Source organism: Streptococcus sp. HMSC10A01 (assembly GCF_001807785.1).
Classification (GTDB): Bacteria; Bacillota; Bacilli; order Lactobacillales; family Streptococcaceae; genus Streptococcus; species Streptococcus gordonii.
Window position 1 is genome coordinate 38,414 of record NZ_KV790962.1, and the last position, 26,189, is coordinate 64,602.

The 26,189-nt window shown below is 39.9% G+C and carries 19 protein-coding genes; 13 read left to right on the top strand and 6 right to left on the bottom strand.

The window, feature by feature from the left end; genetic code table 11:
• Positions 1 to 526 precede the first annotated feature (526 nt).
• From HMPREF3108_RS00940 to HMPREF3108_RS00955, 4 genes are all read right to left on the bottom strand, one after another.
• Complete coding sequence (locus HMPREF3108_RS00940; RefSeq protein ID WP_046165233.1) at positions 527 to 1,291, bottom strand: class I SAM-dependent methyltransferase; 765 nt, start codon at positions 1,289 to 1,291, stop codon at positions 527 to 529.
• A gap of 119 nt (positions 1,292 to 1,410) precedes the next feature.
• Positions 1,411 to 1,785, bottom strand: coding sequence for a hypothetical protein (locus HMPREF3108_RS00945; protein ID WP_048777579.1), 375 nt, complete (start codon positions 1,783 to 1,785; stop codon positions 1,411 to 1,413).
• A gap of 111 nt (positions 1,786 to 1,896) precedes the next feature.
• A complete protein-coding gene (locus HMPREF3108_RS00950) occupies positions 1,897 to 3,459 on the bottom strand; it encodes a beta-carotene 15,15'-monooxygenase (RefSeq protein ID WP_070492899.1) in 1,563 nt (520 codons plus the stop codon).
• On the bottom strand, positions 3,456 to 4,250 hold the full coding sequence (locus tag HMPREF3108_RS00955; RefSeq protein ID WP_070493003.1) for an ABC transporter ATP-binding protein: 795 nt from the start codon (positions 4,248 to 4,250) through the stop codon (positions 3,456 to 3,458). Before HMPREF3108_RS00955 ends, HMPREF3108_RS00950 begins: the two co-directional genes overlap by 4 nt.
• A 74-nt stretch (positions 4,251 to 4,324) precedes the next feature.
• Between HMPREF3108_RS00955 and HMPREF3108_RS00960 the strand changes: the two genes are divergently transcribed.
• The 4 genes from HMPREF3108_RS00960 (at position 4,325) to HMPREF3108_RS00975 (ending at position 9,389) form a co-directional block, all read left to right on the top strand.
• Positions 4,325 to 5,449, top strand: coding sequence for an AI-2E family transporter (locus tag HMPREF3108_RS00960; RefSeq protein WP_045504054.1), 1,125 nt, complete (start codon positions 4,325 to 4,327; stop codon positions 5,447 to 5,449).
• Between the two features lie 99 nt (positions 5,450 to 5,548).
• A complete protein-coding gene (locus HMPREF3108_RS00965) occupies positions 5,549 to 7,195 on the top strand; it encodes a phosphoenolpyruvate carboxykinase (ATP) (protein WP_045635051.1) in 1,647 nt (548 codons plus the stop codon).
• A 91-nt stretch (positions 7,196 to 7,286) separates the two neighbouring features.
• Complete coding sequence (locus HMPREF3108_RS00970; RefSeq protein ID WP_061596336.1) at positions 7,287 to 8,627, top strand: hemolysin family protein; 1,341 nt, start codon at positions 7,287 to 7,289, stop codon at positions 8,625 to 8,627.
• A gap of 231 nt (positions 8,628 to 8,858) precedes the next feature.
• Positions 8,859 to 9,389: a hypothetical protein gene (locus tag HMPREF3108_RS00975; protein WP_256262207.1), complete on the top strand. Its 531-nt coding sequence runs from the start codon at positions 8,859 to 8,861 to the stop codon at positions 9,387 to 9,389.
• A 289-nt stretch (positions 9,390 to 9,678) separates the two neighbouring features.
• Here the strand turns inward: HMPREF3108_RS00975 and treR are convergent, their stop codons facing one another.
• Positions 9,679 to 10,389 (bottom strand): trehalose operon repressor, encoded by a 711-nt coding sequence (gene treR / locus HMPREF3108_RS00980; protein WP_061602195.1) that lies wholly within the window; start codon positions 10,387 to 10,389, stop codon positions 9,679 to 9,681.
• A 179-nt stretch (positions 10,390 to 10,568) separates the two neighbouring features.
• Here treR and treP point away from each other — a divergent pair, with 179 nt between their 5' ends.
• From treP to HMPREF3108_RS01020, 8 genes are all read left to right on the top strand, one after another.
• Positions 10,569 to 12,578, top strand: coding sequence for a PTS system trehalose-specific EIIBC component (gene treP, locus HMPREF3108_RS00985; RefSeq protein WP_070492901.1), 2,010 nt, complete (start codon positions 10,569 to 10,571; stop codon positions 12,576 to 12,578).
• 135 nt (positions 12,579 to 12,713) lie between these two features.
• Positions 12,714 to 14,339 (top strand): alpha,alpha-phosphotrehalase, encoded by a 1,626-nt coding sequence (treC, locus tag HMPREF3108_RS00990; RefSeq protein ID WP_070492903.1) that lies wholly within the window; start codon positions 12,714 to 12,716, stop codon positions 14,337 to 14,339.
• A gap of 201 nt (positions 14,340 to 14,540) precedes the next feature.
• Complete coding sequence (locus HMPREF3108_RS00995) at positions 14,541 to 16,880, top strand: endonuclease/exonuclease/phosphatase family protein (RefSeq protein ID WP_070492905.1); 2,340 nt, start codon at positions 14,541 to 14,543, stop codon at positions 16,878 to 16,880.
• A gap of 371 nt (positions 16,881 to 17,251) precedes the next feature.
• Entirely contained in the window at positions 17,252 to 19,336 is a 2,085-nt protein-coding gene (locus HMPREF3108_RS01000) for a Spy0128 family protein (RefSeq protein ID WP_060554117.1), read from the top strand.
• 295 nt (positions 19,337 to 19,631) lie between these two features.
• Positions 19,632 to 20,441 carry a pyruvate formate-lyase-activating protein gene (gene pflA / locus HMPREF3108_RS01005; RefSeq protein WP_045504030.1) on the top strand — a complete coding sequence of 270 codons (810 nt, stop codon included), beginning with the start codon at positions 19,632 to 19,634 and terminating at the stop codon, positions 20,439 to 20,441.
• A gap of 135 nt (positions 20,442 to 20,576) precedes the next feature.
• Positions 20,577 to 21,512 (top strand): manganese-dependent inorganic pyrophosphatase, encoded by a 936-nt coding sequence (locus HMPREF3108_RS01010; protein WP_002899779.1) that lies wholly within the window; start codon positions 20,577 to 20,579, stop codon positions 21,510 to 21,512.
• A 91-nt stretch (positions 21,513 to 21,603) separates the two neighbouring features.
• Entirely contained in the window at positions 21,604 to 22,116 is a 513-nt protein-coding gene (locus tag HMPREF3108_RS01015; protein ID WP_060554118.1) for a YiiX/YebB-like N1pC/P60 family cysteine hydrolase, read from the top strand.
• The gene (locus tag HMPREF3108_RS01020; RefSeq protein WP_070492907.1) at positions 22,109 to 22,762 is read left to right on the top strand and encodes a DUF1803 domain-containing protein; all 654 of its coding nucleotides are present in this window, start codon (positions 22,109 to 22,111) and stop codon (positions 22,760 to 22,762) included. Before HMPREF3108_RS01015 ends, HMPREF3108_RS01020 begins: the two co-directional genes overlap by 8 nt.
• A 250-nt stretch (positions 22,763 to 23,012) precedes the next feature.
• Here HMPREF3108_RS01020 and HMPREF3108_RS01025 read toward each other — a convergent pair whose 3' ends face one another.
• Positions 23,013 to 24,458, bottom strand: coding sequence for a UDP-N-acetylmuramoyl-L-alanyl-D-glutamate--L-lysine ligase (locus HMPREF3108_RS01025; RefSeq protein WP_070492909.1), 1,446 nt, complete (start codon positions 24,456 to 24,458; stop codon positions 23,013 to 23,015).
• 97 nt (positions 24,459 to 24,555) lie between these two features.
• Here HMPREF3108_RS01025 and HMPREF3108_RS01030 point away from each other — a divergent pair, with 97 nt between their 5' ends.
• Positions 24,556 to 26,187 carry a putative polysaccharide biosynthesis protein gene (locus tag HMPREF3108_RS01030; protein WP_048777541.1) on the top strand — a complete coding sequence of 544 codons (1,632 nt, stop codon included), beginning with the start codon at positions 24,556 to 24,558 and terminating at the stop codon, positions 26,185 to 26,187.
• Positions 26,188 to 26,189 lie beyond the last annotated feature (2 nt).

Here is a 26,189-nt window from a genome sequence, read left to right on the forward strand (position 1 = left end):
AAATGCTAATAACACAAAACTAAGTCTTATTCATTTCCATTCAAAACAACCCCTCCTGTTCAGATTGAAAAACAAGAGGGGTTATATTATGACAATCGAAAGTTTTGGGGGAGAGGGGACTATGTGAATATCGTTGGCCTAAATGAAAAGATAGTTTCTAATATACGTGATTGGGAAAAAATGACCTTGTCTTTTAAGTTAAGTGTCAAATCGTTCTCAGATGGCGGTTTTAGAACAAGGTGAAGTCCCGTTGTTATAGGCATTAGTCAAGTAACCATAGCATTAACCTGAACGAAGTTCAGTGAACGTCTTTAGACGTCGCTGGAGTGAAATGGCTTATAGCCGGTGTACAAGTCACCAGTTTTCACGGGTGGTTATGACTTCTCAAAATGAGCAAAAAAACAGTAAATCTTCGTGATTTACTGTTTCTCAAATCGTTATATTCAATTATACAAACTGGGATTTTTAGATTTTAACCCTTACGGAAAATAAAACGGGCTATTATACTGAAGTATGTTCTATAACATTATAGTTTAATGCAAAGTGTAGCGATATAGTCATTTCCATAACGTGATAATCTATTTCTTTTATCACATGATTCATAAAAATCTATCATAGCGAGACCATTTTTAAGTTGTCCTCTAATCTGAGTTTCTAAGGTATGGCTAAATTCATATCCATATTCTGGATTTATGGTTATCTTGCCTTCCTCTTCAAGCTCTTTTGAATTAAAAGGTATTGAAAACTTTAAAAGTAATTCCTCATCGGGTTTGTCCCATACAGTGTCAGCATCATACATGTATATCCAAGGATTCATAAATCCGACCATTAACAATCCACCCTTTTTCAATACTCGAGAGGCTTCTTTATACATGTTTTCTAAATCTTCTATATATACATTTGAAACCGGATTAAAAATAATATCAAAAGTTTCATTTTCAAATGGAAATGGTTTTGTCATATCGCTTTGAACCGTATTGATTTTTAAGCCTTCTCTTTTAGCAACCATATCATCTCTTTGTAATTGTGATTTAGAAAAATCCATTATGGTCACATCATAACCTTTTGCAGCAAAAACGGGTCCCTGCTGTCCACCACCACAAGCTAAACCCAATATCTTTTTCCCGTTGGCTTTTTCAAACCATTCTGTTGGAACTTTTTTCCCAACAGTTAATGCAACAGAAATTGGATGTTTTCTAACTTCTTCTAATTCTTCATGTGTCAATGGCTCAGTGTAGTCATTTTTTACATTATTCCATCTATCTTCATTTAATTTTATATAATTATTCATCTTACAACTTCCTCGTAATTTTATATGATTTCGATTTAAGTTGAATATGTTGCCATTACATTTTTCTCACATCTACAAATTCCAATTTGACGCACTGTAGATGATCCTCATTTCACATACTACATCTGTAATGCTGTTATCCAAAAACATATTCCGGCTATAAGTGAAATCGGAGTCATAACATATTTTTCTTTCTTACTTTTTGAAATCATGTTCATAATCGTATTCAAGGATAGGTAAGCGGCAAAGAAGAAACAAATATATTTAGTAACCTTGAAAGACAGCCACAGGGGAATAAAACCTCCGGCTTGCAAAATAATGATTATGGCAAAAATTTGGATAGCCACAGAAACGACTGACGCAAGTCTAAATTTCTTAGGTAAGATTTTATGTTGTCCACCCATTGTAAATTCGCCCAAAGGCAGACCGCAAGCAACAAAAACTGTCATAATTGCTATAATTCCAAATAATACTGCACCTAATATTGAAAACATAAATCACTATTCTCCCTTCGCAAAATACAAAAAATTTTAATTACAAATTCAACTTTGTGTCACTTAACAATCCTATAAAATTATAAGGAATTCTTGTCAAGTGTTCAAGTTTTATAGGTTTTTCTCAAGCTGGTCTATTAATTTCTCTTTTCCTTTGTTCTTCCACCAATCACTCAGATCGACTAAGGATTGAGCGGCGGAAGGGATGAGAAGCAGGACATAGATATAGACATACTGGCTCTTGGTTTCCCAGAAGAAGTGGAAGAGACCACCCCCCAAGAGAAAGATGAAAGGATAGAGGTCAAAAGGAGTCAGCTTTTTCTCGGCGACGAAAAAATTACGCAAGACAAAGAAACAAGACAGCAGATAGATACTGGCTAGCAGGGTCAAGAGCAGGAAATTAACAATCTGATAACCGCTTCTTTCCTCATAAATGCTGCGCAGGACAGTTGGTTTCATATATTGCTGGCGCTCAATCTGAGGCCCAGTCCAAATAGACTGAAACGTTGGTTCAGTCCAGGTAGACTTGACTTTCTCGTAGAAAAATTTCAGCGCATAAGCAGGATGCTTGCTGAAGTGAATCAAAATATTTTTCAAATCCCGAGTGGCCATTTCTGTAGCCAAATTTTCATTGTACTTATTGCGCTTAAGAATCTTGGTATTGTAGGCATCGTACCAACCTCCCAGACTCTGCCGATTAGGATCATCCCGCAGGCCCATAGTGATGTAGGCGATTTTTGGGGTGCCGACACCGATCTTTCCGCCAATCAGCTGTTCATAGTAGGCCGTCAGACCCTTGTTTGAAAGGAAGATGCCAGCTAAAATCAGGACGATAGCTAGCGGTTTTTTCCAAGACCATTTATAAAAGATGGACAGGAAGTAGACTCCAATCAGCATGATAGCAAAGATGATGTAGTTGTTGCGCAGGAGGCAGGCCAGACTGATGCTGGTAGCTCCCAGCAAAGCATAGAGTAGGTTTCCTTTCTGATCCAGCTTGATAAAAGCATAGAGACTGAGCAGACAAAAGAAGAGCCCAGGAATGGTGCCGTAGACAAAGAGAACGAAAAAGAGCTGTGGTAGAAAGAGAAATGTCAGCAGAATCGTGTATTTCTGGATTATTTCTCTGGCATTGAGGAGGGCAGAGATCTTGTAAATCAAGAAATGACTGAGTAAAGTCCAGACGACATTCATGCTAAAGGCAAACTGAGTAGTCGGAGAAATAAAAGCATAAAGTCGCTCCAGAGTCATCAGCCCTAGCTGATGGGGATTGCGGTACATGTAGCTTCCGACGGTTGTCAGTGAGCTGTAATCCCCTCGATTAAAGGCTAGCGCTGCATTGAAAACGTGCTTAGCGTCAGCTCGGATGCGGCCATCGTAGGCCGTTATCAGAAAAATCGCAGTTGCTATAAAGATGAGGGATAGGATCCAAAAAAGATGCTTGGTCTGAACCTTTTCTAGCAGGGGGCGGATTAAAAAGAGACAGAAGAGAAAGAGCAGGAGGATAGGGTAGAAATACCAAGGATTACTGACGAATTGGACTCCTTCAGCAATTCTCAAAGGGATGTATGTGTGGGACAGCAGAATCTGCCCAGACAGGAAAAGCAAGGCAATCGCAGTCATGGTCAGAATCAGGAAATAGCCCAGATTGAAAATAATGTTAAAAAGTTGCCTCATAAGGAGTTGCCTTCTGCTTTGATGAAATAACGACCTTCTCCCAATTCAATCAACTCGACTGGCTGTGGATAAAAGCGGTCCATGACCTCTTTTTGGAGAATATCATCTTTAGGGCCTTGGGCTATAATTTCACCTTCTTTCAGGAGTAGGACATGGTCTATAGCAGATGTAATTTCCTCTACATGGTGAGTTACATAGAGGATAGTTGGGGCTTGATTCATCTGTGTAATCTTTTTGATCTGATTTAGCAGGCGCTCGCGAGCAAAGAGATCTAGTCCACTGGTTGCTTCATCTAAGATAAGTAGTTCTGGCTCTTCCATGAGACTGCGGGCAATCAGCAAGAGTTGCTTTTCACCTTGAGACAGACTGGCGTAGCTCCGGCCAATTAAGTCTTGTCCGCCAATGGAGGTCAGCATTTCTCTAGCCTGGTTTAGTTCGGTTTGTCCATAAGCAGCATAGAGAATGCTACTTTTATACTTACCTGTTAAAACGATTTCTTCGGCAATGAGATGACTGGGCAGGCGCTCTGCAATGAAGGAGCCGACTACTCCAATCTTAGTTCGTAGCTGAGGGATATCACCAGCACCAAATTCCGTCCCTAGGACTGTCACCTTTCCTTGGGTCTTCCAATGCTCGGCCATGAGTAGGCGTAAGAGAGTTGACTTTCCTGATCCGTTAAGACCGAGTATGGCCCAATGTTCACCCTTATTTACCAGCCAGTTGAGATTTTTTAAGATGGTTTGGCCTTGTTTTGCCAAGCTTACATTTTCCAGCTTGATAATCTTTTCCATTTTTATTCTTTCTTTCATTAAATCCCCTCTATTATAACAAAATTTATGGTAAAATAGCTGATAGGAGGAAAAGAATGTTTTATAAGAGTAAGTTATTTTTTTGGACAGTGGAAGTTTTACTAGCAACGCTTGTCTTTTTCCTGTGGAGAATGATGGGAGACTTGATTACTCCAGTGATCAGTGTTGTAAATACCATCTTAATCCCTTTTTTAATAGCAGGTTTTTTATATTATATTGCTAACCCTTTAGTGGTCTTTTTGGAAAAATACCTGAAATTAAACCGTGTCTTAGGTGTCCTGCTGACATTGACGATTTTATTTGGGTCTATTGTTTTAGCAGTTATCTACCTCCTACCTATCTTAGTCACTCAGCTGACTAGCTTGATTAATTCGAGCCAAAATCTTTATAGCTATGTCTATAGCTGGGTCAATGACTTAGCTCAAAATCCTGTATTCAAAAATCTCAATATCCAATCTACCCTGCAACAGCTGAATCTATCTTATATTGATATTCTGCGAAATATTCTAAACGGGGTAACTAACAGCCTGGGCAGTGTGGTATCAGCTGTAATCAATACCATCTTTATCATCATTATGACTCCAATTTTCCTTGTCTATTTCTTACTGGATGGTCATAAGCTCCTGCCAATGCTGGAACGCAGTATTCTAAAGCGAGACAAGCTCAACATTTCTTCCTTGCTGAAGAATCTAAATGCAACAGTTTCACGATATATCAGCGGAATTTCTATTGATGCAGTGATTATTGGTTGCCTGGCCTACATTGGTTATAGCACTATCGGCATTAAATATGCTTTAGTATTTGCTATCTTCTCTAGCTTGGCTAACTTGATTCCTTATGTTGGACCAAGTATTGGTTTGATCCCGATGATCATCAGTCATGCCTTTACAGATCCAAAGAGAATGTTGATAGCAGTTATTTATATGCTGATTGTTCAGCAGATCGATGGGAATATCCTCTACCCTCGGATTGTAGGAGGGGTTATGAAAGTCCATCCGATTACTATCATGGTTCTCTTGCTCTTGTCTAGTAACATCTATGGTATTATCGGAATGATTGTAGCTATTCCGACCTATTCCATCATCAAAGAAATTGTAAAATTCCTAGCTAACCTTTATGACAATCATAAAGAAGCTCAGGAGATTAAGAAGAATGAAGAATTTGGAATTATAAAAAAATAGGAGAAAGGAATCTTTCTCCTATTTTTTATTTGAATTTTTATAACACGAAACAGTATATTTATGCTAAAATGGTAGTAATAGGATAAAGGAGGTATGGTCATGGTAACACGTCGTAAATTTTCCCCACAAGAAATAAGGAAAAATTCTTCTTACTTTTCCCCTCTGAAGACTATCGTGGAAACAGCCTTTTATGAGAACCAGGTTCAGTCTATCAAAACGGTAGAAGAAGCCTACCAGTTAGCTTCAGCAGCAGCTGGAACAGTGGTCTTAGATATGCCTGTGATTCATACAAAGGAGTTGGGTCTTCCTTCTTATGCACGGGTTTTACTGACGAATTCCGGAGCGGTCGTTGGACGAACGGCAAAGGCTAGAAGGATTTATGGTAGAGATAGTCAAGAAGATGAAACTTTACTTTTTCTAGTTCGTAGTGCTATTTACCAAGCTCATCATAGAGATTTTTACAAAGCGGATGCTGTTGTTGGGCTGGATGAAGACTTTATGGTCTGTGCCCACCTCATGGTTCCTAAAGAAGAAATAAATAATCTCTATTCATGGCTACTAAATTTCCAAATTTTAGATGAAGAATTTAAGAACCGTCTGAGAATTTCAAAAAAATATGAGGAAAATGATATCTTTGTCTTTTTTGATCCCAAGTGGAAGCATCCAGAATATCCAGATGGTCTTGTCTACTTTGATACTAATCACAACTGTGCAGTTATTTTAGGTTTAAATTATTTTGGAGAATTGAAAAAAGCCACTCTGACTTTGGCCTGGGCAACTGCTGCTAGAAATGGCTACGTAGCTTGTCACGGTGGTCTGAAAATTTTTAAGCAAAATAATGATAAAAAAGATTTTGTTGCTTCATTTTTTGGTCTATCTGGTTCTGGAAAATCCACTCTTACGCACGCCAAACATGGTCAAAAATATGACATCAAGGTTCTCCATGATGATGCCTTTATTATCTCTGTCAAGGACGGATCCTCCATTGCCTTAGAGCCATCTTATTTTGATAAGACGAGTGACTATCCAACTGGACATAGGGAACAAGATTTCTTTGTCACTGTGCAAAACTGCGGAGTGACCCTAGACGAAAATGGGAGAAAGGTGTTAGTTACTGAAGATATCCGTAATGGAAATGGTCGAACGGTCAAGTCTCGCTTTTCGACTCCAAATCGAGTGGATCGAATTGACGAAGCTATCAATGCTATTTTTTGGATTATGAAAGATGACTCTCTACCACCTCTAGTCAGAATTCACGATCCTTTGATGGCCTCCACGATGGGTTGTACCTTGATGACCAAACGCTCCAATGCAGAAAATGTTCTAGGTTTACATGATGAGTTGGTGATTGAACCTTATGCAAATCCTTTTCGTGTCTATCCTTTGGTAGAAGACTACCGAAAATTCTGTCGCTTATTTGAGTCGGGAGTGTCCTGTTATATTATCAATACTGGATCTTACATGGGGAAGACTGTCTCAAAGGAAGTATCTTTAGATGTCATTGAGCAGGTAGTGGATGGGACAGCAGATTTCAAACCCTTTGGCCCTATAGTAGGTTTTGATTATCTCGAATACGAGGGATATCCCCTTCCTAATTTTGATAATGCTTACAAGAAATTGATTCGAGAAAGAATGCAGATTCGGCTAAACTTCTTGCTGGCCTTTAACCAAAAGTATCCTCAGACTGCCCTACCAGTTGGAGCTATTTCAAGACTGGAAGAGGTTTTACAAGATCTAGAATCCTAATCAGAACACAAGCTTCCATAAAATACGTGTGCACGAAACTCAAAAATATGTTATAATCAGGGTTGATTATACTTTTTAGGAGAGGAAACTCATGGAAGACCCCAGCAGTCAGACCCTTTTGTTACAGTTTTTATTATTAGTCGTTTTAACCTTTTTAAATGCTTTCTTTTCCGCGGCAGAGATGGCCATGGTGTCACTCAATCGAGCGCGTGTTGAGCAGAAGGCAGAGGAAGGTGATAAAAAGTACATTCGCCTCTTACAGGTTTTAGAAAATCCCAATAACTTTTTATCTACTATTCAGGTAGGTATTACCCTCATCAATATCCTATCAGGGGCCAGCTTTGCTGATACTCTCGGTCGTGTATTTTCAAGTTTGATGGGCAATTCTAAAACAGCACATGCCATAGCATCTTTTCTAGCCTTGGCGCTTTTGACCTATGTTTCTATTGTATTTGGTGAGCTTTATCCTAAGCGGATTGCACTCAATCTGAAAGATGATTTGGCTGTTCGAGCAGCTCCTTTTATTATCTTTTTGGGCAAGCTCGTCAGTCCCTTTGTATGGCTCTTGTCGGCTTCAACTAATCTGTTAAGTCGCATTACGCCGATGAAGTTTGATGATGCGGACGAAAAGATGACCCGGGATGAGATAGAGTATATGCTGACCAATAGTGAGGAGACCTTGGATGCGGATGAGATTGAGATGCTACAGGGGATTTTCTCGCTGGATGAGCTGATGGCTCGTGAACTGATGGTGCCCCGGACGGATGCCTTTATGGTCGATATTCAGGACGATACCAAAGAAATCATCGAAAGCATTCTCAAGCAGAGTTTCTCGCGGATTCCTGTCTATGATGGTGATAAGGACAATGTCATTGGCCTGATTCATACCAAGCGACTGCTTAATGAAGGATTCATCAATGGTTTTGACAATATCGTTCTGCGCAAGATCCTGCAGGAGCCGCTCTTTGTACCGGAGACTATGTTTGTCGATGATTTGCTCAAGGAGTTGCGTAACACGCAAAATCAAATGGCGATTCTCTTGGATGAGTATGGCGGTATGGCCGGTCTGGTTACACTTGAGGATCTCTTGGAGGAGATTGTTGGTGAGATCGATGATGAGACCGATAAGGCCGAAATTGAAGTCCATGAAATCGGTGAGAATACATACATTGTCTTAGGTACTATGACCCTCAATGACTTTAATGAATACTTTGAAGTTGAAATTGAAAGTGACGATGTGGATACGATCGCGGGTTACTACTTGACTGGTGTAGGAACTATTCCAGATCCAAAAGAACGCATCAGCTTTGAGGTGGAAAGTCAGAATAAGAAACTGATTTTAACCAATGACAAGGTTAAAAATGGCCGTGTCACCAAGGTTAAAGTAGAAATTTCTGAACAAGTAGAAGCAGATGAAGAAGTTACTAAATAGTTGCCTATGTGTAAATCAAACAGACTTTCGATAAAGAAGGTCTGTTTTTGATTATCAAAATAGAATAACAAACAAGTACACTTGCGTAAACATTCTCAAGTTTTTGTTTAGTCAACTTTTATGATACACTGCATATAGAAAGACATAGTATTTTCTATGATGAAACGAGTAAAAATAATGTTTTTATCTCTGCTTTGACTTTTTGTGCTAGCAATCGGAGCTAAGTTTTTCATGGACAGAATGAAAGTGGACAATCTCTACCGGCATGGCTACCAGCTTTTTGAGGAACAAATCGCAACCTACCTAAAAGAGCATTACAGCGGTATCAGTAAAATCGAATTTTCTCTGATTTTTAAAAGTGGTGGAGGAGAAGGTTTTGTCTATGCTCGTATCATTCCAGTAGTTTATGATACTTATGGAAATAAAGTCTATCTACGAAATGATGGAGTGCTAGATATGGCAGTGCCAGATTATGGAACCCTTGCTGGCCTTGACTTAAGCTTTAATGTCAATGACGGGTCAGAGATTATCTATCTGCGAAATAATGAACGTGAGTCTGTTAGCTCAGAAATATATCAACACCTTCCAGAACAGTTAAAATTACAAAAAGAGGAATTTACGGATAAAGTGATGATTGGATTTATCAATGGAGGGCATTTAAAAGGAGTCAAAAAAAATAGTCAAGGTAGCCCTAAGGCTGAGATTGTTTATAATCTAGAAATTCGACGAGTAGATGTACGGGAGATAGGTAAATGGAAGTAATGCATCAGGACATTAACCATTTAAGCTTTTTTCAAGAAATCTATAAGTCTTCCTTAAGCTTTGCTGGTTATACTATATTCATCTTAAAAGAAAAGAGGACAGTCCAATGACAATAAATAATCATAGCTCCCCAACCTTTTCACTTTTCCCCACTCAAGAAACATAAGCAGTAAAAAGCAAAAGCAAAAGTAGCAATAAAACATTTTAAAAAAATTTTTTCATTTAAATCTCCTAAATTAAATAAATAAATCTGAAAGAGCTGGAAGTTTACAACTTTCAGCTCTTTTTCTTAGTTGTGCCTTTTGGCAAAATCAACAAAGCGAAATTTATCAAGTTTGTGTCTGCTGTCTGTGAACTGAAATTGCTGCCCGTTCGCTAAATAAACCTGAGATTTGACGGAAACGACATGGTTTTCTCTCTCAATATCGAGCAAAATTTTATCTCGACTGGTCGCATGATCAATGGTGATTTCCTTTTTAGCATAGTCGATGCTAAGTCCAAGATCATTTTCAATGAAATGATAGATGGAATGCTCTGCAATTTCTCTCGTCATCGTAGGAACAAGCTCTTTATCTAAATAATCAATATCAAGGACAGAAGCAACTTGATCAACAACTCTTTGTCGAACAATTCTCCAAACCAAGCGATATTCCGGAAAACCAGTTAGCTTAGCAAGTTTTTTATCTACGGTTATCTTTTCTAGGCTGATGACATTGGTTTTAGAGTCTAGTTTATTTTGTAGGACGAGTTCCTGGTAGCTAGTCAGATTGGAGATTGGAAAATTGATGTGTTCCTGCTTGACGATTTTGGATCCTTGTCCCTTAAATTTTTGGATTAATCCTTCTTTTTGAAGTTGCTCTAGAGCCTTTCGGACAGTATCACGGCTGACTTTATAAATCTGAGTTAATTCATTCTCACTAGGTAAAAATTCGCCAACGGAGTATTTCTCGCTCAAAATATCTTGCTCAATTAGTTTGAATAATTGTTGGTATTTTTTCATGATTGACCTACTTGTTTTGCTTTTATCATACAACTACTGAAATTTTAGCAAATAATAAGGGGAAAATCAACGGACATCTTGCATACATGTTTGGTATCGTTTACAATTGGTATTAGAAAGCAGTTAGGAAACTAACAAATAAATATAAGGAGAGTGCTGGTTTTCCAGCCAATAATCAAATGGGCAAATTTGAAAAAGAGGCGAAAGTCTTATTGGACGCCATTGGTGGTAAGGAAAATGTGTCTGCAGTAACCCACTGTGCCACTCGGATGCGTTTTGTACTTATTGATGAGAAAAAAGCTGATGTAAAAGCTATTGAAGAAATTGGAGCTGTCAAAGGGACCTTTACGAATGCAGGGCAATTCCAGGTTATTATTGGAAATGATGTGCCAATATTCTATAATGATTTTACAGCTGTCTCTGGAATTGAAGGTGTTTCAAAAGAAGCAGCTAAGGCTGCAGCTAAGATCAATCAAAATGCGGTTCAGCGCGTCATGACCATGCTAGCTGAGATTTTTACTCCAATTATTCCAGCGATTATCGTTGGTGGTTTGATTCTTGGCTTCCGTAATATCCTAGAAGGTGTGCAAATTCAAGCTTTTGGTCAAAAAGTCGTTGATGGTGTACTTCAGTTTACTAAAGATGGAGAGCCGATTTATAAAACGATTGTGGATGTATCAAAGTTCTGGGCTGGAGTAAACCACTTCCTTTGGTTGCCAGGTGAGGCGATTTTCCAATTCCTACCAGTTGGAATTGTTTGGTCCGTAAGTCGTAAGATGGGGACTAGCCAGATTCTTGGGATTGTTTTAGGAATCTGTTTGGTGTCTCCTCAGCTTTTGAACGCTTATTTAGTAGCAGGAACACCCCAATCAGAAATTGCTAAAAATTGGGTTTGGGATTTTGGATTCTTTACAGTACAACGGATAGGCTACCAAGCTCAGGTTATTCCAGCTTTACTAGCAGGGCTTTCCTTGTCTTATTTGGAAATCTTTTGGAGAAAACGGATTCCAGAAGTTGTTTCCATGATTTTCGTGCCTTTCCTATCTCTCTTGCCGGCGATTATCTTGGCTCACACAGTTTTGGGGCCAATTGGTTGGACTTTAGGTCAATGGCTATCTACGATCGTTCTTGCAGGTCTAACTGGTCCTGTTAAATGGCTCTTTGGGGCTGTCTTTGGAGCTCTCTATGCGCCTTTTGTTATTACAGGTTTGCATCACATGACCAATGCGATTGATTCGCAGTTAGTGGCAGATGCAGGTGGTACTGGACTTTGGCCAATGATTGCTCTGTCAAATATTGCACAAGGATCTGCTGTTTTTGCTTATTATTGGATGAATCGTCATAATGAAAAGGAAGCGCAAATTGCTCTTCCAGCTACGATTTCTGCTTATCTTGGCGTAACTGAGCCAGCTCTATTTGGGGTAAACGTGAAATATATCTATCCTTTTGTAGCAGGAATGATGGGTTCCTCCATTGCAGGTCTTTTGTCTGTAAGCTTTAATGTGAAGGCAAATGCTATCGGAGTCGGTGGACTTCCAGGTATCTTGTCAATCCAACCAAAATATATGTTAGCCTTTGCTGCGATTATGCTCGTTGCAATCGCTGTCCCATTTGTACTGACCATGCTCTTCCGTCGCTTGGGTCTCTTTACTAAAGTAGAAGATGAAGCAGTCAAAACACCACAGGCTGAAGCCCTGACAGAGGCAAAAAAATCTGCGCCTTTAGCTGACTTAGTTGAAATTTCAAGTCCTTTATCTGGCCAAGTGAAAGAACTTAGTCAAGCAACAGATCCTGTCTTTGCTCAAGGAGTTATGGGACAAGGTGTCTTGATTGAACCGAGCCAAGGAGACTTACTTGCTCCAGTAGACGGCGTTGTGTCGGTTCTATTTCCAACCAAACACGCTGTAGGTATCGTGTCTGATCAAGGTGTAGAAATGCTTATGCACGTCGGTATGGATACGGTGAATCTTGAAGGCAAAGGTTTTACAGCTCATGTTAGTCAAGGAGATCGGGTAAAAGCTGGCGATAAATTAATCAGTTTTGATATTGATCTCATTAAAGATGCAGGTTATGTGACAGAAACTCCGGTCATCATTACCAATCAGGATCAATACCAAGCGGATGCATTGGGCAGTTTGCCACGCCAGATAGCAGTAGGGGACGCCCTAATGATAGCAACAAAAATTTAAGAATGACATGATGGAAGTTGGGCTTCTCTTGTGAGACAGGACTTCCAGACTCTTGAGGGTGGGATGAGAAATTCTATTCCTTTCAAGGAATGAAATATTCATCCCACCTCTTTTATATTCAAAAGAAGGAAAAACATGGCATTAGATAAAACAAAGGTAGTCTACCAAATTTATCCAAAATCTTTTAAAGACACGACGGGGAACGGAGTAGGAGATTTTCGCGGGATTATTGAAAAACTTCCCTATCTGAGGGAGCTAGGAGTGGACATGATCTGGCTCAATCCTTTCTATCCAAGTCCGCAGCGGGACAATGGCTACGATATCTCAGATTATACGGCTGTTGATCCTATCTTTGGAAATATGGCGGATTTTGAAGAGATGGTCAAGGTTGGCCAGCAGCATGGTATTGACTTTATGCTGGACATGGTTCTTAACCATTGCTCGATTGAACATGAGTGGTTTCAAAAGGCGCTGGCTGGGGATTCCTACTATCAGGACTTCTTTATCCTGCGGGATGAGCCAACGGACTGGCTGTCCAAGTTTGGTGGCAGCGCCTGGGCGCCATTTGGCGATACGGGCAAATACTATCTGCACCTTTTTGATGTCACCCAAGCAGATCTCAATTGGCGCAATCCCAATGTTCGTCAAGAGCTTTTTAAGGTGGTAAATTTCTGGCGGGACAAGGGCGTCAAAGGCTTCCGCTTTGATGTGATCAACTTGATTGGTAAGGACGAGGTATTGGAGGACTGCCCAGGAAATGACGGCAAGCCAGCATACACGGACAAGCCAATCGTCCATGACTATCTGCACATGATGAACGAAGCGACCTTTGGGAAAGACAATTCCTTTATGACGGTTGGTGAGATGAGTGCAACGACGATTGAAAATTGTATTCTTTACACTGCACCAGACCGGCAGGAGCTATCTATGGCCTTTAATTTCCATCATCTCAAGGTGGACTATGAGGATGGACAGAAGTGGACGCTTAAGGCTTTTGACTTTGAAGAGTTAAAACGCCTCTTCCATACTTGGGGGAAGGAAATGAGCAATCATGAAGGCTGGTCAGCTCTCTTTTGGAACAATCATGATCAGCCGCGAGCTCTCAACCGCTTTGTCGATGTAGAAAATTTCCGAAATGAAGGGGCAACCATGTTGGCAGCCAGTATTCATCTGTCGCGCGGGACGCCTTATATCTACATGGGGGAGGAGATTGGTATGGTGGACCCTGACTACGACTCCATGGAAGATTATGTGGATGTCGAGTCTCTCAATGCTTACCAGAGTCTGCTTGCTGAAGGGCAATCGCCAGAGGAAGCCTTCAGGATTATCAAGGCTAAATCTCGTGATAATTCTCGGACGCCTATGCAGTGGGATGATTCAGTCAATGCAGGTTTTACAACAGGAACCCCATGGCTTAAGGCTGGTAAATCCTATCCTCTTATCAATGTGGAAAACGAAATCAAGGGACCGATCTTTAGCTTTTATCAGAAATTGATTGCCTTGCGTAAGGAACTGCCCATCATAGCAGAAGGTGGCTATCAGCCAGCCTATGAGGACAGTCCCCAGGTCTATGCCTTTGAGCGGGAGTGGCAAGGACAAAAGCTTTTGGTTTTGAATAATTTTTATATGGATCCAATTACAGTGGATATCTTACCAGATTATCAAACTGGCCAGGTCCTTTTATCCAATTACGGCAGGACTCAGATTGACCATATTCTGACTCTACAACCGTATGAAACGCTAGCTATTCTTGTTAATTAAAAATACTATTTTGTAGTGAGGAAAGCTGAATTCCAGATATCAGTTTTCTTCGCTGTTTTTAAATATTAACTGATTTAACAAAAACTGATAGGTAGGAACGAAAGAAAGTAAGAATTAAGGAAAGCGTTTGCGAAAATATTTTTTTTTCTTTATAATGTAAATTGTATAGTCATTAAGTTTCAAAAAGAAATGGAGAAATTTATGAAGAAACAAGCTTATCAAAAGCGTCTTTTATACTCAGTAGCAGTATTAAGTGCTTTTCTGCCTTTGCTTTCCTTGGCTGTTCCTGTCGGAGCTGAAGAGACTGAAACTTCTTCGAGTTCAGCTCCAGCAACTGTTGCAGAAAGTTCAGCAGTCAGTGAGTCAACAGCTAGTAGTTCTGCAGAAAATACAAATTCTTCAGGAGATTCAAGAACTACATCTGCTGAAGAAGCAGATAAAAAAGAAGAGACAGTTGCTGCACAAGCCGTATCAAGCACTGCAGAGATTGTTGCCAATCTAGGAACGATTCAAGGTGAATCGCAAGTATCTCCTTATCAGGATAAAGATGTCCGAGTTTCAAATGTTGTTGTTACAAAGACAGACCGTTATGGATTTTATGTTCAAGATGTGACGCCTGATGGGAATAGCAAGACTTCAGATGCGATTTATGTTGTTTCCAAAGAACAAGTCGACGTTGGAGATAAATTAACTCTTGAAGGCCGAGTAAAAGAAGGCTACATGGAAGAGCTCAGCATTCGCCAAGGACAAACTTTTAACAAGCCAAGTGGCAGTTTGACCGTCACGATGCTGGAGGCTTCAACAGTTACTAAGGATGGTAAGGCTGACCTACCGACTCCTGTTGATATTGTAGATAAGATGCCTCAGGATACAGTAGATAATGATGTGAATAACTATCAGCCGGAAAATGAAGCTTTGGACTATTGGGAAAGTTTAGAAGGCATGTTGACGACAATCAAAAAACCACATGTCTTAGGGCCACAGTATCGAGGAGATATTTATGTTTTACCTGAGGGTTACCAGGCTCTTCCTTTAAATAATATCGGTGGTGTCAATCTACGTCCGAACGCCCAAAATACAGCGACTATCCCTGTCTACGTTGGAAATAAATTTATTGCCAAGGCCAAGGACTATTTCAATGGTGACGTAGTTGGAGTGGTTACCTATCGTGGTAAAATTTATAAACTAGATCCGACACAATTGCCTGATTTGGTAGACGGTGGTCTGCAAAGACAGATTTCTCCTCTCTATCCTAGTGAAGATAAGCTAACAATAGCATCTTATAATATTGAAAATTTCTCTGCGAATACACAAAAAGGTGAAACACCTGACGAAAAGGTGACCAAAATCGCTAATTCCTTTATCAATGAAATCCATAGTCCAGATATCATCACGCTCATCGAGGTTCAAGATGATAACGGTAGCGTCAATGATGGAACGACCAGCGGTGTGAAGAGTGGTGAAAAATTAGCAGCTCGAATCAAGGAATTGGGAGGTAAAAACTACAAATATACTGAAGTTGCACCTCTTGATGGCCAAGATGGTGGTAAACCTGGTTCTAATATCCGTGTAGCCTTCCTTTATAACCCAGATCGTGTAAAATTAGTTGAAAAAGAAGCTGGTAAGAGTGACGAAGCAGCTAGCTTCTCAGGTGGCCACTTGCTTAAGAATCCAGCCCGAATTGATCCAACTAATCCTGCTTTTACTAAGGTTCGTAAATCTTTAGCAGCTGAATTTGAATTTAAGGGACAACATGTTGTCGTTATTGCCAACCACTTAAAATCCAAGCTAGGGGATGATGCTGTATATGGCTCAAGCCAGCCGGCTGTCCAACATACTCAAGCTGCTCGGATCGAAGAGGCTAAAATCTTAAATAATTTTGTTCAAGAAGGGTTAAGACAGAATCCAAATCTTAAGTTTGTTCTGACTGGGGATTTCAATGACTTTGAATTCTCTGAAACCGCTAAAGCTATTGCAGGAAATGAACTCATTAACCTCATGCAGGAACATGATGCGGCTGACCGCTACTCTTACTTCTACCGCGGAAGCAACCAAAGCTTAGATAATATTTTCATATCTAAGAACCTGGCTGGCAAAGCGATTTTTGCCCCTGTCCATATCAATGCTTCTTTCATGGAAGAGCATGGCAGAGCTTCAGACCATGATCCAGTAGTGGTGCAGTTAGACTTTTCAAATCAGACTAACCAGCCAGATACATCTTCTTCATCTAGCTCGTCCAACCAGGGCTCGAATCATACTGCTCCAAGCACTAGCGACAGCCAAACAGATTCATCTAGTCGAGATAAGGGAGAAAGTTCAAGCCAAGCTTCTTCATCTGAGACAAGTCAAGCCAAGCAAGCTGACCAAGAAGAAACAAATCAAAAAGACAAAAAAACAACAGATAAGCATTCAGGTGAAAACAAAAAGAGTTTGCCTGCTACAGGTGAACAAAGAGGGCATTGGGTAGCCTTTGGTTTCTTAGTCTTAATCTTTGCTTATCCATTATCTAGAAAATCAAAAAAGTCATCTAACCTAGAGTAAGCTCTAAACATCTTCGACCCTCATCTATTCTTAGCAGAATAAGTATTTTGGGTTGAAAATAAAGTGACAGTAGTAGTTCATCATATCAACTATGATCTGCCTCTTGAGCTGAAGTATCGGATGCTTAAGATAGACTCGCTATATCTTCTTATGGTAATCAGTGGATCAATAAAATGATCCAGTTTGCCATAAGATTGATATAGCTTTTTATTTTGAGTTTGTTTGAAGATAGGTGCCTAGCAAAAGAGCTCTTTGTGAAAGCAATTTAGAAAATGCTTGAAAATCCAAGGAAATTATTTTATAATGAAGTGATAGTTTTGTTATAAAACGATCCTGTTGTTGTATATTTTTTTGGAAAAGGAGATGATAAAATGAATAAAAAAATCTTGATGATGATTTTTCTTCCCCTAACTCTACTATTCAGTCTATTTGTTACTCAAGGAAACAAGGTCTTTGCTACAGAACATGGAGATGTCATTACTCGGATGTATCTGACGGATAGCAAGGGAAACGAGCTCACTTCTTCTAATGTTGATCAGTGGCAAGAATTTCGTATTAATGTGGAGTTTAAATTACACAATAATGAAATAAAGGCAGGAGACACAACGGATGTTCAACTACCGGATGTTGTTACTTTAGCAAGTACTGGTAGCTTTGACATAAAAGACCAAGATGGAAATGTTGTTGCCAAGGCAGTTGTAGATCAGCAAACAAAGGTAGTAACGATTACTTATGAACCTTATGTTGAAACACATTCGGATGTAAAAGGAACCTTTTATTTTTATGTTCGTGCAGATCATAATGTGATTAAGAAAGAAAAAGAAGTACCAATTGATATTACCGTCGGAGGAAAACTCTTCCCAGCAGGTAAGATTAACTTCACCGGAATTGGTCAAGCTAAAAAAGAAGACTTAAACAAAGTTGGTTGGCAGGATGTAGCTGAGCCAACAATTGGACGCTATTCGATTTCAGTCAACAGAAGCGGAAAAGCTATGTCTGGTGTAAAAATAGCAGACGTTTTAAAAATCCCAGGTGCTACTTATAAACAAGATACTTTCCGAGTTTATAAGGGAGTTTGGGCCTTCCGCGATGGCGATTGGGTTTTAGATAACGCTGTAGACATTACAGGCCAAACTACTGTAAACTTTACTGATGATAATTTTTCTGTTCAATTACCAGATCTTTCGGCTAATGAAGGAATTCGGATTAATTACTCGGTTCAACTGCCATATGCACCTTCAGATGGCGAAAACTTTTTAAATGCAGCTACTTTGACAACGACAAACGGAGTTGAAGACAGTCGTAATTCAACTTATACTTATTACCTAGGTCATGGCGAGGCAGAAGGATACACTTATAAAATTCAAATTAAAAAAGTATCAGATGATGGTTCAGCTTTGCCAGGTGCTAAATTTGATATTATTCGTGATCGTTCTGGTCAAGTAGTTGCTCAAGTAGTGACAAACGACCAAGGTATTGCAGAAGTCAGCAATCTCTTGAAAGATGACTATACAATTAGAGAGACGGAAGCCCCTGCTGGATATGAGTTGGCGGATGATGTTAAAGTAAGTCCGGACGACTTTGATAGCACTCTTAAAATGGCTTCAAAAACAATTGTTGATAGAAAACAATCTTCTGCATCTGCTCAGCTGATGGTTCAAAAAGTCATGATTGGTCGTGATCTAAATGGTGGCGAGTTCTTTTTCACCTTGTATGATAAGAATGGAGCTGAAATTGAGACTGTTAATAATGCGGCTGATGGCTCCATTAAATTCTCACCTTTAACTTTTACAAAAGCTGGAACTTATACTTACACAATCAGAGAAAAATCTGGCAATATCAGTGGGGTCGTATATGACTCATCTGTAATAACTGCTAAAATTAAAGTAAAAGCGGATAATCAAGGCAAGTTGGTGGCAAAAGTTAGCTATGACGATAACAAAAAACAGTTTACCAATACTTATGTCCCAGGTTCAACAACAGCTCAATTAAAAGTTAAGAAATTCTTAACAGGTCGTGACTTGAAAGATGGCGAGTTCTCATTTGAACTAAGAGATGCTAAAGGTAAGGTAATTGAAACAGTTAAAAATAAGGCAGATGGAAGTGTAGATTTCAAGACTCTTGCCTTTACTAAAACTGGAACATACACGTATACAATTCGCGAAGTAAAGGGTGATGCACAAGGCGTTGCTTATGACAACAGTGAAATTAAAGTAACGATTACTGTAACGAATGAGAATGGCAATCTTCTTTCAACAGTTTCTTATGAAGGAGGAAAAGATAGCTTTACCAACAGTTACCAACCACCGAAAAATCCTAAATCAAAAACTCCATCAAGCAAGGACAGCAAGAAAGAACTTCCAAATACAGGTTCGTCAGACAGCAAATTTATCTTTGTAGCAGGACTTGCAACGATTGTTCTCCTTGGTTTGGTTTGGAAGAAAAAACATAGTTAAGAAGAAAATATAAAGAGGGGAAACCCTCTTTTTTATTGGAATAGAGAGGGGGAGAAGGAGGGTTGAAAGTGAGTTTGCTATTTGAAATAAAAAAATTAAGTCTAGAGCCTGAAAAGATTAATTTCTTGTATCAGAGATGAGAAAAAAAGTTGAAGCTTATCTGTTGTAAGACAATGAAAATGAAACTGAAAAACAGTTTGTTTTCTAAAAAATAGGCAAATGAAGTCATTTTTATCATTAATCGTGTTATAATAAAAATAGTTATAAAACGTTTTCAGAGTGAAGAGGTTGTGTTATGGTTGAAGAGAAAAATGAAGAAACTATTGATTATGGAAAGGTGACGGGCATGGTCCACTCTACCGAGAGTTTTGGTGCTGTAGATGGACCTGGCATTCGTTTCATTGTCTTTTTACAAGGTTGTCATATGCGCTGTCAGTATTGCCATAATCCGGATACATGGGAAATGGAGACCAACAAATCTCAGCTGCGGACAGTGGATGATGTCTTGCAAGAAGCTCTCCGTTATAAGGGCTTCTGGGGTAACAAAGGTGGCATCACTGTCAGTGGTGGAGAGGCTTTGTTGCAGATTGATTTTTTGATTGCCTTCTTTACCAAGGCTAAGGAGCTGGGTATCCACTGTACCTTGGATACATGTGCCCTTCCCTTCAGAAATACACCACGCTATCTGAAAAAATTTGACAAACTTATGGCGGTCACCGACCTTGTCCTTTTGGATATCAAGGAAATTAATGAAGAACAGCACAGAATCGTGACCAGCCAGACCAACAAAAATATTTTGGCCTGTGCCAAGTATTTGTCTGATATTGGAAAACCAGTCTGGATCCGTCATGTCTTGGTACCAGGATTGACCGACCGTGATGATGACCTGATTGAGCTAGGTAAGTTTGTTAAGACACTGAAGAACGTTGATAAGTTTGAAATTCTACCTTATCATACCATGGGAGAATTCAAATGGCGGGAGCTGGGCATTCCTTACAAGCTGGAAGGGGTTAAGCCTCCGACAGCTGATCGGGTCAAGAATGCCAAGGAGCTCATGCAGACAGAGTCCTATACAGAGTATATGAACCGGGTACATAATAGCTGATCTGTTTTGAGTATCAATAAAAGGACTGGTGAGTTGACCAGTCCTTTTTTCAAAAAATCTTCTTCTGTTTTTGTGAAATGCTTGTAATTGTGGTAAAATAAATGCAATAAAGTTTATATAAAAAAGAGGTTTATCATGTCTAAAATTTTAGTTTTCGGTCACCAAAATCCTGATTCAGATGCTATCGGTTCATCTTACGCATTTGCTTACTTGGCTCGCGAAGCTTATGGCTTGGATACAGAAGCTGTTGCATTGGGAGAGCCTAATGAAGAAACTGCCTTTGTTTTGGATTACTTTGGCGTGGCGGCACCGCGCGTGATTACTTCTGCTAAAGCAGAGGGAGCTGAGCAAGTAATCTTGACAGACCACAATGAATTCCAGCAGTCTGTGGCTGATATCGCTGAAGTTGAAGTTTATGGCGTGGTGGACCACCACCGTGTTGCTAACTTTGAAACAGCTAGTCCACTTTACATGCGTTTGGAGCCAGTTGGTTCTGCTTCATCTATTGTTTATCGTATGTTCAAAGAACATGGCGTAGCAGTTCCAAAAGAAATTGCAGGATTGATGCTGTCTGGTTTGATTTCTGATACTCTCTTGCTCAAGTCGCCAACGACTCATCCGACTGACAAGGTCATTGCACCAGAATTGGCTGAGCTGGCTGGTGTCAACTTGGAAGAGTACGGTTTGGCTATGCTTAAGGCAGGTACAAACTTGGCTAGCAAGTCTGCAGAAGAATTGATCGACATCGATGCGAAAACATTTGAGTTGAATGGAAACAATGTCCGTGTAGCACAGGTCAATACTGTTGACATTGCAGAAGTTTTGGAGCGTCAAGCAGAAATCGAAGCGGCTATTGAAAAAGCAATCGCTGACAATGGCTACTCTGACTTCGTCTTGATGATTACAGACATCATCAACTCAAACTCAGAAATTTTGGCTATCGGAAGCAATATGGACAAGGTCGAAGCAGCCTTCAACTTTGTTCTTGAAAACAACCATGCTTTCCTTGCAGGCGCTGTTTCTCGTAAGAAACAAGTGGTACCTCAGCTGACAGAAAGTTTTAATGCTTAAAGAGCTCAAATGACGAAATAAATTACTAAATGGGGGCTATTCCCCTCATACCTAAAAGGAGTTTTGACTCCTTTTTTGATAGGCGAGAGAAATGAAGATTCAAGATTTACAAAATGGAGATTTGATTTTTACAGTCGGATCTTCAGAAATTGCTGAAGCCATTCGAGCAGCAACTGGTTCATATAGCCACGTGGCCATCTTTTTTAATGGTGAGATTTATCATGCAACCCATGAGAAGGGTGTTGTCAATCAAGACTTGTCTGATTTTTTGCAGGATAAGGATATTTATGACGTGTATTGCTATCCAGCTATTGAAGTAGAAGCTGTCTTTAAAAGGGCCAAATTACATCTAGGAAAGCCTTACAATTTCGGCTTTTATCCTCAGGCTGATGGTTTTTACTGTTCGGAGTATATTGCAGAGATTTTGCCGATTTTTGATACGATTCCCATGCAGTTTGGCGATGAGGAAAATCTGATTTCTGATTTTTGGAAGGAATATTATCGGGATTTGGGCTTGGCGGTTCCTGTAGATCAGCCTGGGACGAACCCTAGCCAGTTGGCTCAGTCAAGAAAACTTATCTATAAAGGAGAACTCCATGATTAAAATCATCAATCCCAGCCGTTTGACGCGCCAGCCTTTTTTTCAGAAACTGATTGATTATTTGGATCGGCATGAGGCAGTGATTCTGCGGGAGATTAAGCGAGCGTTTGAGGGCGTGGCTAATATTGACCGCTCAATAGAGGACTATATCAAAGCTGGCTACATCCGGCGGGAGAACAAGCGATATGACCTGTCGTTGCCTCTTGTGGAAAGTTTGGAGGACTTGTGTTTGGATCAGGAAGTCTTTATCCGTGATGACAGTCCCCTCTATCAAGAACTGTTGGAGCTACGCTTTGAGACCCAGCTTTCCAATCAGACCAATGCTGCGGTTTTGCTGGAAGAGACAGATTTTCAGCGGGATAAGCTGACCTTGGCTAATTATTTTTATAAAATGCAGCATCAATATCCTCTTTCTGAAGCACAAAAGCCCCTCTATGCTGTCTTGGGCGATGTCAATCCAGAGTATGCACTCAAGTATATGACGACCTTTCTTCTCAAGTATGTCCGCAAGGATGAACTCATGCAGAAGAGGCGGGACATTTTTGTCGATAGCCTAGTGATTTTGGGCTATATTCGGCAAAACGAAACTGGCAAATACGAGCTAGAGGCTAGCTTTGACAAGGAGAGATTAATTTTCCGGCTGAACTGATATTTTAGAAGAATCAGAACCTTTGAGCTTTGAAACTGAGAGATTTTTCAGCTTAAAAAGCAAAGCAAGGAAAAGTTTTAGAAAAACTAGATAGAAGCTGACAGTCTTTTAGAAAAGACAGTTGCCAAAACAAAAGAAGTTGCAGGAGCTACCAAAGGTGCTGTTGAAGACGCAGTTTAAGGTATTAAAACCAGCTTGAATAAATAATTGTAGTCAAAAAGAGAGTTGATATTCAACTCTCTTTTTATTTTTATAGATATTTTTCTGCGATTTGATAGTCACCTGGATAGGCTACTTTTTGATCATGGACAATCTGGTAAGCATCGGCTCCTTTACCAGCTAAAATAACAGCATCTCCTTCTTGCCTAGTAAGACTCATTGCTGCCTTTATTGCTTCTGCACGATCAGCGATAATGGTGACATCGTGGGATATATAACTAGCGATTTCTTTGGCAATGGCTACAGGATCTTCGCGATTAGGGTCGTCAGCAGTCAGGATGACTTGAATCTCTGGGTGTTTATTGAGTAAGATTCCAAAATCCTTTCGTCTACTTTCTCCTTTGTTTCCAGTTGCTCCTAGAACAAGAACGGTCTGGCCTTTTTGATGTTCCTGGACTACACTGAGCAGTTTGGTTAAACTGTCTCCATTATGAGCGTAATCAACAAAGACTTTAGCACCATTTTTTTGGGTCAGTACTTCCATTCGCCCCGGAACTCGAGTAAGAGCAATTCCCTTTTGAATGTCTGTTAAGCTAGCACCTAGTCTAAGACAGGCGAGGCCCGCAGCTAGAGCATTTTCTTGATTGAAACGCCCGATAAGCTGAATGTTGTATTTTCCGGCTAGCTTGCCACTTGTTTCAAAGCTAAAGGCTTGAGAATCTATGATGGTGTTGCTAGAATTTTCTCCATAGAAATCATGTTCTATTGAAGAGACTTGCTCTTTCACGATTTGGAAATGATCCATGCCACTGTTGACAACCACTGCTCTGCTATTTTCCATCAAGAGCCGTTTGTTGTAGAAGTAGTCTTCAAAAGTGGGATGTTCAATTGGCCCGATATGATCAGGACTGATATTGAGAAAAACACTGGCATCGAAAGTTAAACCATAAACACGTTTTTTTAGATAGGCTTGACTGGAAACTTCCATAATCAGATGAGTGCGGTCATTAGCTACAGCCTGGGCCATCATTTCAAATAAATCTAAGCTCTCTGGCGTTGTTAGGCTGGACTTGAAGAAGTTCTTGCCATCTAAGGTGGTATTCATGGTGGATAGGAGGGCTGGTTGGTGACTTTGCGATAGGATTTGGTAGGCAAAGTAAGCAGACGTTGTTTTTCCCTTGGTTCCTGTAAAGGCTAAAATTTTAAGCTTGTCTTGCGGATTACCATAAAACTCCATGGCAATCAAGCTCATAGCCTGCTTGATATCATTAACAACAAGTACAGGGATTCCTACTTCAAAATCGCTCTCACTGATATAAAATTTCAGACCAGACTCTACGGCACCTTCTAGGAATTCTTTTTTGAAGTTTTCACCCTTAACAAAGAAGAGGGTCGTATTTGTCACATTACGGCTATCATAGCTGATTTTGTCAAAAGTCAGTCCACTATCATGAAAGAAGTAGTGGCCGTCTTTGATGATTTCACGAAAATTATGATCTTTTTTTAAAATATCTATTATTGTTTCAATTTTTATCATAATCTTATTGTAAACTTAATGGCTGGGTTTTACAAGAGGAAAGGAAAAGTTTATAATAAGATAAAAGCTATTAAATGATAAGATGAGGTTTGATCGTATGAGTCAAGAAACGACAAGTCAGCAGCAGCAGATGCTGCGAGGAACTGCCTGGCTGACTGCTGGAAACTTTATTAGCCGTCTTTTGGGGGCTATTTATATTATTCCTTGGTATATTTGGATGGGTAAGCATGGTGCGGAGGCTAATGGTCTTTTCACCATGGGCTACAACATTTATGCTTGGTTTTTGCTGATTTCAACAGCTGGAATTCCGGTGGCTGTAGCCAAGCAGGTGGCTAAATACAATACGATTGATCAAAGGGAACATAGTTTTACCCTAATCAGAGAATTCCTCAAGTTCATGTTGTTGCTTGGTGCTGTTTTTGGAGTAATCATGTATCTTCTATCTCCTCTCTTTGCTAGTTTATCCGGCGGGGGGAAAGATTTGATTCCAATCATGCAAAGCCTCTCTTGGGCGGTGCTGATTTTCCCTTCTATGAGTGTTATCCGAGGATTTTTCCAAGGCTTTAACAATTTAAAACCTTATGCGATCAGTCAAGTGGCAGAGCAGTTGATTCGGATTATTTGGATGCTTCTTGCGACCTTCTTTATCATGAATTTCGGATCAAAAAATTATGTTTCTGCTGTCACCCAGTCAACCTTTGCAGCTTTTATTGGGATGATTGCCAGTGTAGGAGTTTTGGCGTATTTCCTTTCTAAGGAAAATATGCTCCAAGCAATCTTCAAAAAATCACCAAGCGGAAGCAGTATTGATACCAGAGCATTGCTTTGGGATACAATTCGTGAAGCCATTCCTTTTATTATCACTGGATCGGCTATCCAGCTCTTCCAGATTATCGACCAGATGACCTTCATCCATGTAATGAGTTGGTTTACGGATTACACTAATACCCAGCTTTTAGTCATGTTTAGTTACTTCTCAGCTAATCCCAATAAAATAACTATGATTTTGATTGCTGTAGCGACTTCTATTGGGGGGGTTGGGATTCCGCTTCTGACAGAGAATTATGTCAAGGGAGATTTTAAGGCTGCTGCTCGTTTGATTCAGGACAACCTAACCATGTTGCTCTTGTTTATCTTACCTGCAACGATTGGTGCCGTTCTGGTTGCTCGGCCTCTCTATACGGTCTTTTACGGTCAGCCAGATAAACTTGCTTTGGGACTTTTTGTATTTGCCCTTATACAGACAATTATTTTGAGCTTTTATACAGTGCTAGCTCCCATGATCCAAGCCCTCTTCCAAAACCGTAAGGCCATTGTTTATTTCTTATACGGTGTTGTGGTGAAGTTGCTTCTACAAATTCCTCTGATTTGGCTGTTCAGAGCTTACGGGCCTCTGCTCTCCACGACAATTGGTCTGATTGTTCCAATCGTCTTTATGTATCGTGAAATTCGCGATATCACAGGACTCAATCCTCAAAACCTGATCAAACGTAGTTTGCTGACTTGTATTTTAACGCTCTTAATGATAGTTGTCATTGCATTAGCTGATTTGTTACTCGGTTTCTTTTTCCATCCAGCTGGACGTGTCTCAAGTATGGTTTATTTGATTCTAATTGGTGGAGTTGGTATTGCAGTTTATGGTGGCCTAGCCTTGCGTGTTCGTTTGCTTGATCGCTTCGTAGGAGAGGCAAAAGCAAGCAGTTTGAGAAGGAAATTCCATATTTCTTAAAG

Coding starts and splice junctions, on each gene's coding strand:
- pflA (WP_045504030.1), top strand. CDS start 19,632: ATGGTTGAAGAGAAAAATGAAGAAACTATTGATTATGGAAAGGTGACG.
- HMPREF3108_RS00945 (WP_048777579.1), bottom strand. CDS start 1,785: ATGTTTTCAATATTAGGTGCAGTATTATTTGGAATTATAGCAATTATG.
- treP (WP_070492901.1), top strand. CDS start 10,569: ATGGGCAAATTTGAAAAAGAGGCGAAAGTCTTATTGGACGCCATTGGT.
- treR (WP_061602195.1), bottom strand. CDS start 10,389: ATGAAAAAATACCAACAATTATTCAAACTAATTGAGCAAGATATTTTG.
- HMPREF3108_RS01010 (WP_002899779.1), top strand. CDS start 20,577: ATGTCTAAAATTTTAGTTTTCGGTCACCAAAATCCTGATTCAGATGCT.
- HMPREF3108_RS00965 (WP_045635051.1), top strand. CDS start 5,549: ATGGTAACACGTCGTAAATTTTCCCCACAAGAAATAAGGAAAAATTCT.
- HMPREF3108_RS00960 (WP_045504054.1), top strand. CDS start 4,325: ATGTTTTATAAGAGTAAGTTATTTTTTTGGACAGTGGAAGTTTTACTA.
- HMPREF3108_RS00995 (WP_070492905.1), top strand. CDS start 14,541: ATGAAGAAACAAGCTTATCAAAAGCGTCTTTTATACTCAGTAGCAGTA.
- HMPREF3108_RS01025 (WP_070492909.1), bottom strand. CDS start 24,458: ATGATAAAAATTGAAACAATAATAGATATTTTAAAAAAAGATCATAAT.
- HMPREF3108_RS00970 (WP_061596336.1), top strand. CDS start 7,287: ATGGAAGACCCCAGCAGTCAGACCCTTTTGTTACAGTTTTTATTATTA.
- HMPREF3108_RS00955 (WP_070493003.1), bottom strand. CDS start 4,250: ATGGAAAAGATTATCAAGCTGGAAAATGTAAGCTTGGCAAAACAAGGC.
- HMPREF3108_RS00940 (WP_046165233.1), bottom strand. CDS start 1,291: ATGAATAATTATATAAAATTAAATGAAGATAGATGGAATAATGTAAAA.
- HMPREF3108_RS01000 (WP_060554117.1), top strand. CDS start 17,252: ATGAATAAAAAAATCTTGATGATGATTTTTCTTCCCCTAACTCTACTA.
- HMPREF3108_RS01030 (WP_048777541.1), top strand. CDS start 24,556: ATGAGTCAAGAAACGACAAGTCAGCAGCAGCAGATGCTGCGAGGAACT.
- HMPREF3108_RS00975 (WP_256262207.1), top strand. CDS start 8,859: ATGGACAGAATGAAAGTGGACAATCTCTACCGGCATGGCTACCAGCTT.
- HMPREF3108_RS01015 (WP_060554118.1), top strand. CDS start 21,604: ATGAAGATTCAAGATTTACAAAATGGAGATTTGATTTTTACAGTCGGA.
- HMPREF3108_RS00950 (WP_070492899.1), bottom strand. CDS start 3,459: ATGAGGCAACTTTTTAACATTATTTTCAATCTGGGCTATTTCCTGATT.
- HMPREF3108_RS01020 (WP_070492907.1), top strand. CDS start 22,109: ATGATTAAAATCATCAATCCCAGCCGTTTGACGCGCCAGCCTTTTTTT.
- treC (WP_070492903.1), top strand. CDS start 12,714: ATGGCATTAGATAAAACAAAGGTAGTCTACCAAATTTATCCAAAATCT.